The following is a 12602-nucleotide window of genomic DNA, read 5'->3' as shown; positions in this document are numbered from 1 at the left end:
TTCGACAGTAATTTAGGAAAAATTTATTTTTCTCTCTTTTGTTTAATAAATAAAAAATATAGAAAAGGTTAATAACCTTTTCTATGTTTTTTCCCTAAAAAGTAGATAATCCACTCCATTCTTGTAAACGATAAATAATATTTTTAACTATAGACTCTTCATGGTATTCTTTAAAATCAAGAGTATAATTGCCATCTTCATTTTCCCATATTCTATCAAAATATTTTTCTACATCCTTTACAATTTTATTATCATTTTTAGCCATTATTTTTAAATCTGCTTCTAGATTATAATCTCCTATATTTCTTCTTGTAAGATTAGCTGAACCTCCAAATATAATACTCTCATCTTTATATTTAATCTTCACAAGCTTTGTATGAAATTGTTCTCCATGAGTATTGTACCATCTTATTTTTATCTTGCCATTAGATTTTTCAAACAGCTCATGAGCTACAGGTCGATTAGGGATACCGTTCTTTTCCATTCCAAAGGCATCCTTATTGGCATCTAGAATCATTTGGATATTCACACCTCTATTAGCTGCTTCTATTAAAGCTTTTACCAGATTTCTTTCACTGAAATAAAACATGCCTATTTGAATCCCGTCTCCAGCTTTCGTTTTTTCTATGGCTTCTAAAAGATTTTTTCTGATTTTCCCTTCTGTAATAAAGCTTACCCCAATCGTCCCTTCTTGTTTTTCTCTCTCTGCATATTCGCCATCAATGGTTTTTGCCGAAAAATTTCCTATAGCTTTTTCCCCTGCAACAATATCTTTTATGATAGATCCTTCTACTACAAAAGCAATATTCGAATGATACCCACTAGCATCATGAGGATTTGCAGAGCTTACTAATGCCTGTTTTTCTGTGACAATCAATTTTCTGTGATTGGCTTTAAAATTTAAAAGCTTTAGATAAGAACGAAATGTTACCTTTGGTGCATCTTTACTAAATGGGTTTGGTAGCCACCCCTTTTCTGATGTTTTAAACCATCTAATCAATGACCTCCAAACTCCTGAATAAGAAGGATTTGAATCCCTTAATTGGTTCAAATCTGTAAGTACTACATTAACTCCATTCTTTTTTAATATTTCTAAGTGCTTTGATGGATAAGATCCATAAAAAGTATTCATTTCATCTGTTACAAATGTGACTTTTAGTTCTGGATATTTTTGCTTTTTCCTAACAATCGTATTCGTTAATTTTGATGAAATATCAGGGTATGAATACTCTTTATCATAGGTATCATTAAATAAGAACATATCAATAATAATAAACTTTTCTGCATCCTCAATGAGCTTAGACACCCTATCAAAAATCATTTGTTCTTTCATGATTTCCCCATCCTTTTCATAGGTCAAATCATATAAAAATTCTATTCTGTCTGTTTTGTAAACTGATCCATCTAATGAAATTCCCTCTGGTAAAGGTTTGATCACTCCATATATACTCGTACTAATGATGATTAAAAATAAAATAAGTCCTATCATTTTTCTTTTTTTCATGCCTCTCTTCGATAGATCATTCTATCTTGACCCCCTTTTTGTTGGATAACCCTCATACTTCTTTTTATATTTTACTATATTTTATAGATTCAAAAGACCTTTACTTACAAATATTTTATTATATCTTTTATAACCTTATCTAAATCCTTAAAACTATGATAAAATCTTCTTATATCATAAAACAATAGACTGTTTGGAGGAAAACTATGAAGCTCAATTTTCGAAGTAAAAGTTTTAAAATATCTATCATCCTTTTTCTTTTAGCATTACTTATACATTCAGTAGTAGGCACTATATCCTTAAAATCTTTTTTTAATCTTACAGCACTAGAAATTATTTTTTCTGGCATTTTTATCTCTGTCATCGTAAGCTTTTCTTTTGATACCTTAATTACTACCATTACCATGATTAAGAAAAGCTTTTCTGATAAAATTGACTACGAAGGTACAATCAATAAAGTTCATACATTAAGTATAAAGGTAAAAAGAGATGGGGTTCTATCTATTCAATCCGATATAGAAGAAGAAAAAAATACTTTTTTAAAAGATGCTATGATTTTATTAAATGATTATAAAAAACCTGATATTATGAAAGATATTTTAATAAAAGACATTGAATCTAGACGTAGTAATCTCTATAGATCTTATAATGTACTAAAAATGATTGCCCATATCGCACCTTCCTTTGGACTTATCGGAACACTACTAGGTCTTGTAGGATTGTTATCTAATATACATGAAGTAAATCTTATCATGAGCAATATGGCATCTGCACTAGTCAGTACCCTGTATGGAAGTCTCATTGCCAATTTTATTGCTGTTCCTCTTATGGGAAGACTCAAAGAATATATTGATAAAAATATTTTACATTATCATATTATGACAGAGGGTATTTTACTGATTGCCCAGAATGATACGGCTAGAAATGTGTTTGATAAGATGAACGTCATGCTAAAAGAAGATACTCGGCTAATCTATCCACGTAAAAAAATAACAGAAAGGAACGACTATGATGCAGAATTATCATAATCAAAATGAACAACATGAAATGGATCTATCTACTAGTTGGCTCATTACCTATAGTGATATGATTACTATTATGCTCTGCTTTTTTATTATTTTCTTTACCATGGCAGCAAAGGAAACCACTATGCTCTCGGAAATAAAAAATAACCTTTCCACAAAGATTACTGCCTTAGCTGATGAAAATAAAAAGTTAAAAGTAGAAAAAGAAAATTTAGCAACTCAATTATTTAATCTTACAAATATAGAAAAAGATATGGATACATCAAAGGAAGAGTTTATTGCTTTTCTAAGGGAAAATAATTTATTAGATCAGGTAAAAATTCTTCAAAATGAAAAGGGGCTACTTATTCGTTTTAATGACAATGTATTCTTTCCTAGCGCAAAGGCAGATTTATCAAAAGATGGCTATGCAGTTTTAAGCCTTATGGGAGATAAATTAAAAAAGATTGATAATGATATTATCGTAGAAGGCTTTACAGATAATCTTCCTATTCATACAAAGGAATTCCCCTCTAATTGGGAATTGTCTGTTGCTCGTGCTATTTCTGTGGTAAAATATCTCACAGAGGAAAAAGAGATTAACCCTAATCGCATATCTGTCAGTGGTTATGGAGAAAGAAACCCTATTGATACAAATGATACAAAAAAAGGGCGCGCTAATAATAGAAGAATTGAAATTACTATTGTAAACTAATATCTATTCATCTAGAGAACACAAATAGGACAGGATTTATCCTGTCCTATTTGTATCTTAAGCTACACCTGAGCTTTTATCATAGTGTTCAAGTATCTACAACAGTAAAATCATTGTAGATCATATAAGGTAGCTTTCCTGACCTTTGGAGTTTATTAAAATCAGAAGTTCTCATAAGATGAGGGATATTAGAAGGAAGTTTGCTTTCAACAAAAGGGATATATTCTGCATAGTAAAACAGATTTATAGCCTTTCCATTATTCATAACTACATCATAATGTCTACCTTTTCCACCTCTTGTCAAATCTATTATAATTCGTACTTTTCTTACCTGGTCATATGCATAAGTATTGATTATTTTTCCAAAAGCTCCTCTACAAACAATCTTGTCTTGGTAAAAGAAATTACTACTAAGATCTATCATAAATATATTAAAAATAAAAAATACAATCAATATCAAATACATCAACTGTCCTCTAATATCTAATAAATCTTCCTTATAAGCCTTCCTCACGAAATAGATTAATGCTCCTATGAATAGAATTATTCCTATATAAGCACCTATACTTCCCTTATTAGGAACAATAAATACTAAATCCTTATCTTTATAAACCATAGATAGAATAAAATAATATCCTTTTCCAAACAAACTACTACAAATGGGTATGGTGATTACAGCAAAAATAATTTCTATTGCATTTCTTTTAAAATAATCTATCATCTAGTAAATCATCACCTCCATTTTTTCATTTAAGCCATTTCAAAAATTCAATTTAATTAAAACATTATGTGTAGGTTTATCTGGATAATTGTAACTACCATAATATTTAGCTTCTTTAAGGGCTTGAGCAATATCACTTCCATCAATTTTTACATCTGAATAAAGATTAATTTCCTTTTGTTTATTGACTACAGCTTCTTTCACCCTCTTCTTAAATTCTTCTTTTGAATGAACCATCAATCCATAATATTCATAATAATTATAGGTTTTGCTATTGGCTACTGGATACTCGGATGTTTTCCATCTTCTTGTATCCTTCATAAAATCATCTGTTACATTAAAATAAGTATAATAAATCTTATTGCTCTGTGAAGCTCCATCATCTTTCCTAGCTGAAACAGGATCATCATGAGTTGCATCTACATGGTAATAATCTCCTCCTAATTTTACTAAGTTCCAAGCATGTGCACCACCTGTATCCTTCATATTTCCAGAAATGATCATGCTTTCTATACCCACTTTATCTAATAATGCTTTCATCATTTTTGAATACCCATCACAGACTGCTCTATTATAAAGTAACCCTCCTTCTAACTGATGTGATACTAAAGGCACTGTATTATTTTTATAATTTTCATAATCATATTCTACATGAGATACTACATAATCATGAATCGCCTTTTCTTTTTGGAAATCATCCATATCTGGTTTGATAACTTGTTTAATAATAGCATCTATTCTCACATCTATTCTTTCTAATCGATTTTTCAACTGAACCCTAGGTACCGTATATCCAAAAACAAGCTTTTTAGCTTGTTGCTCATATCTTCCATTTGTAAAAAGAAATCGAGTAAATTCTAATCTAGGATCATCGTCTATCACTTGTCCCAAAGTCATCCAAACCTCATTATAATCAATTTCTTCACATCCAGTGAAAATTACTTCTTCATCAAAATTTTCAAGTGCTTTCTTAATTTGCTCATATACAGTAGATGGCAATTTTTCTATAACCGTTACCGTTCTTACCGCTTTTCCTAAATTCCCAGCTTGATCTCTCACACTATATTCCATTACATAAGATCCTACACGGTTTTCATCTACATTAGACTGAATCATTACTTTTGTTAATAAATCAGTATCACAATCATCTATAACTGCTTTTATCCCTAGTTCTACATAATTCTCTCCTTGTCTAATAGTAACATGATTCTCCCCTTTTAATATAATTTTTGGGGGCTGTATATCCTTCTTTACTTCTTCTTTCTTAGCTTTTTCATCAACAATTTCTTTATCTGTTTTACTTTTTTCCTCTTTTGATGGAGTTATCTCTTTATTCTCTACTTTATCCTTTTTCTCTGCTTCTTTCTTTTCCTTATCTTCCTTTTTCTCTACATCTTCCTTCTTAGCTTGATCATCAACGCTTTCTTTATCTGTTTTACCGTTTTCCTCTTTTGATGAAGTTGTATCTTTATTCTCTGCTGTATCCTTTTTCTCTTCTTCTTTCTTTTCTTTATCTTTCTTTTTCTCTGCATCTTTCTTCTTAGCTTGATCATCAACAATTTCTTTATCTGTTTTACACTCTTCCTCTTCTGATGAAGTTGTATCTTTATTCTCTACTGTATCTTTATTTGAAGATTTTCTAGTACTACTAGATAAGCCTCCTGAACCACCAGAAGAAGATTTTTTGATCTTTATCTTTTCTTTGGCATTTATTTCTTTGATCACACCATTTCCTACAATATGGCAATCCTTTGAATTTACTTCTATTTTCTCTATCATTGTATTTTTAGATATTTTTAATGTAGCTGGTTGGTTGAGTTTTATCTTTTTAATTTCACTGTCCATGAGAGAAATTTCATCCTTAGAACTACAATTTAAATATACTTTTCCTTTAACCTTAACCCCCTCTAGGGTAATTGTTCCTTTTTCAATTCCTTCAGATAAATATAAATCCTTTTCAATAATAATATTTTTAAGTTGTATATCTCCTTTATTAAGAATAACATTATTTTTGAAGGTCTTTCTCTCTATATCCTCCTGAATAATATCCCCACTTAATTTTGCAATCATAGTAAATGCTTCAGCTCGACTAATTAGACTCTTTGGATGAAAAGTTTTATCGTTATATCCTGATATAATATTTTTTTCCTTTAAAGTATATATAGCATCTTTACTCCACGAAGAAAAATGATCTGCATCTGCAAAAGATCTCATGGGCATTACATTTTCTAATTGAAATGCTTTATATAATAATATAGCAGCTTCTTCTCTTTTGATAGGTTCATTAGGATGTACAGTTCCATCCTGGTATCCATTTATAATTCCAGCTATTTTTGCTTTTGCCATTTCTCCCGCATACCATTCACTACCTGATACATCCTTAAAATTCAAAGCATCTTTCTTTTTGTAATCAAATATTTTATTAATAGTCGTTATAAATTCAGCTCTCGTAATGGTTTGATTAGGTCGAATGGTATTATTATCATATCCTGAAATAATCTTTTCATCTATTAATTTTTCTACATAAGCTTTCGCCCAATGTCCTTCTAAATCATTGATCGTACTATTTGCAGCTACAGAAATAGTCATCATAAGTAAACAAAATAATATACTCATTCCTTGCACAAAAAATTTCTTCATCTTATCCTTCCTCTTCTTCTTTCAATTTTATTAAAATCGCAACTGAATCGTTGGCATAGGTTCGTTCTCCCCTGAACTTAAAAAACACTTTTCTACAGAATCAAGTAAATTTCCAGTCGTCCCAATAGAGATCACCCCATAATTCCCAGGTGCATAAAAATCTAAAATACGAAATTCTACCCTTGCTTGACCTGTTTCTTCATCGATTTTGCCATAGTTCATCATATATTGCTGTACATCTAAATGCACCAATGTAGCAAAAGCAAGGTGATTTCTTTTGATTTTTTGACTTTTTGTAAATTGCCAAGTAATTACTAACACTTTTGTTTTTTTTCCTGAAATGATTCTCTTTTCAAAATCAAATTTCAACGAATGCTTGATATCTGTTGGCATCACAACTCCTTCTCCTCTACTGTTTATTTGAACTTATTCTTCAACAATCATTCAAATAATCATCTCACCTTATCTAAATCAATTTATACCCTCTACCTTATAAGCAGCTTGTAAAAATAAAAAACCAGCACAAAACAATACCTAAAAGGTATTGTTTTGAACTGGTCTATCTCTAGCTAAGCTATCCTGCTCTCTATTAATCTAACCAATCATTTCATATTTTAATAACTTCCAAAGGTAAATTGATACCATAAATCAAACAACTCTTGTCCCCACAAAATCGTTATAAAGGTTCCTATTACAATAAAAGGTCCAAATGGAATCATACTTTTTCGGTCTTTGTATTTTAATCCTATCAAAATGATACTGCTAATAGAAGCTGTTAAAACTGCCATTGATAAGGCAATAAGGGTCATCTTCCATCCTAAAAAAATTCCTATTGGGAAAAAGATCTTCACATCTCCCATACCCATAACTTCATCACTTTTATAAGCAACCATCCCTACAATAGACACTAACACCAAAAATCCTGATCCTGTAAAAGCACCTATGATAGGACTTAAAGGACTTTCATAAAAGCTTATAGGATAGATATAATTGTAAATAATTAGTATAACCCCTCCAACTAATCCTGCAATCACCACTACATCAGGAATAATCATATGGTCATAATCAATAAAAAATACAATAATCAATAAAGTCATAAGATACGTAAAAGCAACAAACTCTACCCCTAAACCATATTTTTTGAAAATGGATACATATACAATTCCCGTTAAAAACTCTACCAAAGCATATCTTGGCGAAAATCCACTCCCACAATACCTACATCGCCCTTTTAAAAAGATATAGCTAAAAATAGGGATTAAATCTAATGGTTTTAATCTTTCATTGCAACAAGGGCAATGAGAAGGAGGAAATATGATAGACTCTTCCTTTGGAATTCTGTAAATACAAACATTGAGAAAAGAACCTATGACAATGCCTATGGTGAAAATAAATAAGGTGATCATGATTGCTCTCTCCATTCTATGATTTCATGCCTTTGAGGACTTGTACAAGTTCTGCTATTCACATTAATATCATTTTTCCAGATATATTCTATTGTTTTTCCCATCTTCCCTGGTTCAAAAAATTTTCTTGTAGCACTGTAAGTTTTTATTTTATCCATAATTTTACTTTCATTATATTTGATCGTAGGATTCCCTGTAATAGTTACATTTCCTTTACATATAATAGTTCCATTAAATGTTCCTCCTGTAATAGTTAAATTTCCTTTGCAGTAGATAATTCCTTCTGGTTCTTTCATACTATTAAAGTTCAGGATTTTATTGGAATTATAAAAATGTATACCACTCTCGTCTTGAGGTAATACTTTACTATCTTCATCAAAAAGATTGATTTCATATACCATATCTTCTATATTTTTTTCTTTTGTTCCAAAGTGTTCTGTTTTCATAGTAAATATTTCTTTTAAAAATTTAATTTTACCTTTATACGCAGCTTCATTATTCACACTGCTATTAATATTATTATTATCCATTAATTTTGTAACACTATTTTTGTCTATAAATATTGCACACTTAGCATATCCTCCTAAATCTTTTCCATAATTCGATACAACTCCACTATTTATGCCCTTTACATTACGTTGATTATCAAAAAGCTCATGCTTCTTGTCAGATATAAAAAGTCCATATGCATCACTATTACCATATAAACGTAAATCTTTGATCTTTTTTTCTATTTTCTTATCAGAAAGACTTCTATTTGTACCAGAAATTTGACCTGGAATAATAAATTTTTCCCCTAAATGAATACTCCCTTCTCCTTCATTATAAACAACACTTCCTTCATTATAATAATCGCCAGAAGTAATCCCTATATAGTTTCCACCAACATTTATCTCAGAACCTACTCCAGCTTTATTTTTAACAAAACCTTTTGTTGTCACATTATTTTCAACAAATATTATATTATTATTATAACTTCCTTCTAAAAACAAATTATTACAATATAGATTACCTCCTGTATCTCCATCAGGATAGATTAGTGGCATATCATATGGATATAATCCTTGAAGCTTATTTTTATTATCATCATCCATAATAGATATCTTTTTATCTATATAATATTTGCTTGGAAATATATAGTTTTTCTTGTAATCTAAATCCATAGACGGCTCATACCTATGAATATTTAATGTCCCACCTGTAGCATCTACAGAAACATCTCCTTTTGTATAAACATTTCCATAAACATCTACTATCCCATTAGCAGCAACTGTAAACTTTGCATTATTGTTTTTATCATTTCCAGAAAATACATCACCCATAATAGTAGCACCACTATTAAACCTTATATTTCCAGCTGCCATTATAGCATTCGTCCATATAGGATTTCCATAAATAATCGTACTTTTTTCTATTGTCTGTGCACTATAGACAGGATGGATTACATTTGCCTTTACAAATAATTGTTTTCCCTCACTATCCTTTACTGTTATTTTGAATTGTACATCATCTTCATTGATAGCATCTCTATTCCAGTCCCCTGAAAAATTTCTATATTTACTTGTATTATTTTCAACAAGCTCAATCTTATACTCCATTGTTTTTCCATTTACATTAGCTCTCTTAAATATTGACGTACTCAAATTGTCTAAAGCTTTTATGGCAAAATAATAATATACTCTTGGAAAAGCTTTTTCAAAGAATTCATCCATATGTTTATTATACTTTTCTGGATCAAGCTTAGAACTTCCACTTTTGCTTTTATTTTCAACATCCTTTATCCATTGATCGTGAATAAATGTTTGGTTGCTTTTTAAGTCAAGACCTAATTCTCTTATTTTATCTAATTGTGCTTTTGTACTTGATATTTTAGGAGCATTTTTTGTTCTCTTGTCTACCATGTTTTTAAGAACAGCTTCATCTTCTAGTTGTATCATTTTGTTTACCAATGTAGAAGACACTACATTTTTATTATATAATTCATATTTCATATATCTTATGGATGCAGTTTCTGCTACTGACAAAGCAAAATCAATTACTTCTAATTCTTCTTCAGCTACTTTATCCAAATCATAATATTCTTCCTTCCAAGCTCTACTCTTTTGCCCTAATTTTAAGTTTCCAATACTTATGCTTAAGGCCATAGTGCCTAATGTTAAGAGTATAATTATAACAATCAATACTAATATTATGGAAGAACCCTTTTCGCTCTTCTTCCATATCCTCTTCATTTTTTCACCTTCTTATCGTATCTCATACAATTTAAACTTTCCTGTATGATAGCTTCCTATAATTTCATTTTTATCTTTTCTCTTTACAATCACATCAACACTATATGTATCCTTATCATTATTTTGAAAAAAATTGGTTTTCATTATGTTTACATTCCCAAATTTACTTTCATTTGTATCAAATAAATATGCTGAATCCACTAAATATTTCATGGGATTTTCTACATCTACTTGATTCATATCATGGACACTCTTTCGATTTCCATCTCTTGAATATTCTACATAGAAATTAATATCCTTATCAATTAAATTGACTATATATACTCTATACTTTCTATTCTTAGGCATTGACTCTTCTGGAAATAAAAATCTTATAGGAACAGCATCTTCTGCCTTCAATTTATCAATAGATTCTGCTGTATATTCCTTATTATGTATAGGCCAATACCTAGGCTTTCGTTTTCCAACTCCATAATTATTGTTCTGTGCATAACTCCCATCTTTAGTTCCTACAGCCTCTCTCAAGGTATTTTTTAATTCAGAAAATGTTATTCTTTTCTTTGTAGTTTTTTCCTTGCTATTCACTTTTGCTTTCCAATTCTTCATAATTTCTTTCATAGTGTCTAGACTAATCTCACTAGTATAAGAATCCACATCCATATGATATTCTCTATTTCTACTAGATGATGGCGTATCATTCCCTGTAATAATACCAATTAAAGTTCTATACTTCTCAACCATCAAATGCACATGGTGATCATCCATATATGTATTTTCTGAATAACTAGTTATTATATTTTGCGTATTTGTATTATTTACCACTATCTCCATAACAAATTTCACATCTTCACTATCCTTATCTAATACTTCATTCCATTGAATATCAAAATACTTAGTACCTGTTGTTTTCTCTTCTATAATACTTGCTTCATTATTCTTTGTTGTTTTTATCTTATTCCCAGATTCATTTAGATAAAAATACTTCGTCTCTTTCGTCTTCCCTACCATATACATTGCACAATCTTTCTTAATCTTCTCTGCCTCACTCAACGCTAGTGCATTTGCCATATCCGTATCATAGGCACGTTTATTTAACTTTGCAGAAAAGGCAAAGGATCGAAGGAGAGTTCCTACAACCATGGCTAAAATGGTGATGGCGATGATCACTTCAAGGAGGGTAAATCCTTTGTTGTTTTTAAGCATTTTATCTGCTCACCCGCTTTACATGAACCTTTCCACTATGTGCTCCTGATTTGAAGTGAGGGTTTTTCACATCATCTCCTACAACAGTAATTTCAAGAACTTTCCCTGTTGTATTTTCTACATTGAAGATAATTTCCGATTTGTCATCTGCTCCTGTCCTTGGAAAGGAAGAAACCTTCATTTCTAGGATCCCATTTTTTACTTTTAACTCTTTTGTTTGAGTCTTTTGATTTTTTTCTAGAGAATAAGTATATGTATATTGATTGTCATTTTGTTCTATCATTAATTTTCCATGAATTTGATTTTTACCATTGTTATATACTTCTGTTTCTGGATGATTGTATTCACCCAAACTAAACTTTGGTCCTTTTGGATTTTTATTTATGATTAAATGAAAATTTGCATTCTCTTGATTCTTGGGAATAGAATCATTTTTATTGTAGCCTTCATAGGAAGTAAATGGACTGCTTTTTCCTTTGGTTGAAGGTACCTCTAGCTGTAAACTTTCATGATCTGTCCCATCTGTATATGCAATATATTCTAGCTGCATATTTCCCATTAAGTCACTATCTTCTGATTTATTTAATTGCATTTGTCTTACAAATATTTTATTTGGATTATTTTCTAATTTGTGAATAAAATCGTATAAAGAAGCAATCGTTCCCGAAAAACTAAGGTTGATACTTTTTGTCCATACAGTGGGTAAGTTTTGATCCATTTCTTCTGGATTTCCTTCTTCTCCACTAATATACAAATCTGCTTGTACTGCACTTTCTTCTTCAAAAGAAATAGAGGATACGGTGACATTTGTTTTTTTTGCATAGGCTCCTAATGTTAGAATGATTTTTTCCTCTGAAATAAATGGAGGTAGCGTCTCTTTTAATCTTTCTACTTTATACTGTAAATTTTCAGCTTCTTCTTTTAGCTTTTCTCGATTTCGATATTCTTCTTCTATTTTTTCTAAACGTATTCGATCATTTATAAGGGTTTCACTTAATGATTGATAATCTTCAAACTTTGGCATAATCAAATAATTTAACCCCACATACGTCCCGATGATAATCAAAAGAATCATTAGAAGATTACTCTCTCTTGTACTCATACTAGGACCTTTTTTCTTCATTATTTTCATATTCACACCTCCTAAGGATTCAGGGTATTAAAATCTTTCCTATAAA

Annotated in this window: 10 protein-coding genes; 2 read left to right on the top strand and 8 right to left on the bottom strand. The window is 30.2% G+C overall.

Going from position 1 to position 12602, the window contains the following annotated elements:
* Positions 1-94: 94 nt before the first annotated feature.
* Complete coding sequence (locus tag K7H06_RS20090) at positions 95-1504, bottom strand: phospholipase D family protein (RefSeq protein ID WP_223037775.1); 1410 nt, start codon at positions 1502-1504, stop codon at positions 95-97.
* A gap of 206 nt (positions 1505-1710) precedes the next feature.
* On the opposite strand from K7H06_RS20090, the gene K7H06_RS20085 reads away from it, so the two are divergent.
* Together K7H06_RS20085 and K7H06_RS20080 are read left to right on the top strand one after the other, a co-directional pair.
* On the top strand, positions 1711-2532 hold the full coding sequence (locus tag K7H06_RS20085) for a motility protein A (RefSeq protein WP_223037774.1): 822 nt from the start codon (positions 1711-1713) through the stop codon (positions 2530-2532).
* Entirely contained in the window at positions 2516-3223 is a 708-nt protein-coding gene (locus tag K7H06_RS20080) for an OmpA/MotB family protein (protein WP_223037773.1), read from the top strand. The genes K7H06_RS20085 and K7H06_RS20080 overlap by 17 nt, the downstream gene beginning before the upstream one ends.
* Before the next feature lie 88 nt (positions 3224-3311).
* Here the strand turns inward: K7H06_RS20080 and K7H06_RS20075 are convergent, their stop codons facing one another.
* From K7H06_RS20075 to K7H06_RS20045, 7 genes are all read right to left on the bottom strand, one after another.
* Positions 3312-3944, bottom strand: coding sequence for a hypothetical protein (locus K7H06_RS20075; RefSeq protein WP_223037772.1), 633 nt, complete (start codon positions 3942-3944; stop codon positions 3312-3314).
* 39 nt (positions 3945-3983) lie between these two features.
* Positions 3984-6584, bottom strand: a complete 2601-nt coding sequence (locus tag K7H06_RS20070) for an S-layer homology domain-containing protein (RefSeq protein WP_223037771.1) — start codon at positions 6582-6584, stop codon at positions 3984-3986.
* Between the two features lie 30 nt (positions 6585-6614).
* A complete protein-coding gene (locus K7H06_RS20065; RefSeq protein WP_223037770.1) occupies positions 6615-6980 on the bottom strand; it encodes a hypothetical protein in 366 nt (121 codons plus the stop codon).
* Between the two features lie 218 nt (positions 6981-7198).
* Entirely contained in the window at positions 7199-7990 is a 792-nt protein-coding gene (locus tag K7H06_RS20060; protein WP_246637587.1) for a prepilin peptidase, read from the bottom strand.
* Positions 7987-10221 (bottom strand): DUF2572 family protein, encoded by a 2235-nt coding sequence (locus K7H06_RS20055; RefSeq protein WP_223037768.1) that lies wholly within the window; start codon positions 10219-10221, stop codon positions 7987-7989. The genes K7H06_RS20060 and K7H06_RS20055 overlap by 4 nt, the downstream gene beginning before the upstream one ends.
* 12 nt (positions 10222-10233) lie before the next feature.
* Positions 10234-11424 carry a type IV pilus modification PilV family protein gene (locus K7H06_RS20050; RefSeq protein ID WP_223037767.1) on the bottom strand — a complete coding sequence of 397 codons (1191 nt, stop codon included), beginning with the start codon at positions 11422-11424 and terminating at the stop codon, positions 10234-10236.
* A 1-nt stretch (position 11425) separates the two neighbouring features.
* Complete coding sequence (locus K7H06_RS20045; protein WP_223037766.1) at positions 11426-12556, bottom strand: hypothetical protein; 1131 nt, start codon at positions 12554-12556, stop codon at positions 11426-11428.
* Between the last annotated feature and the right edge of the window lie 46 nt (positions 12557-12602).

Origin of the sequence: Crassaminicella profunda (assembly GCF_019884785.1) — a bacterium.
Taxonomy (GTDB): domain Bacteria; phylum Bacillota; class Clostridia; order Peptostreptococcales; family Thermotaleaceae; genus Crassaminicella; species Crassaminicella profunda.
This window is presented reverse-complemented; position numbering and strand designations above follow the sequence as displayed.

Excerpts from the sequence above, each read along its gene's own strand:
- K7H06_RS20090 (WP_223037775.1), bottom strand. The coding sequence starts at position 1,504 with ATGAAAAAAAGAAAAATGATAGGACTTATTTTATTTTTAATCATCATT.
- K7H06_RS20085 (WP_223037774.1), top strand. The coding sequence starts at position 1,711 with ATGAAGCTCAATTTTCGAAGTAAAAGTTTTAAAATATCTATCATCCTT.
- K7H06_RS20080 (WP_223037773.1), top strand. The coding sequence starts at position 2,516 with ATGCAGAATTATCATAATCAAAATGAACAACATGAAATGGATCTATCT.
- K7H06_RS20075 (WP_223037772.1), bottom strand. The coding sequence starts at position 3,944 with ATGATAGATTATTTTAAAAGAAATGCAATAGAAATTATTTTTGCTGTA.
- K7H06_RS20070 (WP_223037771.1), bottom strand. The coding sequence starts at position 6,584 with ATGAAGAAATTTTTTGTGCAAGGAATGAGTATATTATTTTGTTTACTT.
- K7H06_RS20060 (WP_246637587.1), bottom strand. The coding sequence starts at position 7,990 with ATGATCACCTTATTTATTTTCACCATAGGCATTGTCATAGGTTCTTTT.
- K7H06_RS20055 (WP_223037768.1), bottom strand. The coding sequence starts at position 10,221 with ATGAAGAGGATATGGAAGAAGAGCGAAAAGGGTTCTTCCATAATATTA.
- K7H06_RS20050 (WP_223037767.1), bottom strand. The coding sequence starts at position 11,424 with ATGCTTAAAAACAACAAAGGATTTACCCTCCTTGAAGTGATCATCGCC.
- K7H06_RS20045 (WP_223037766.1), bottom strand. The coding sequence starts at position 12,556 with ATGAAAATAATGAAGAAAAAAGGTCCTAGTATGAGTACAAGAGAGAGT.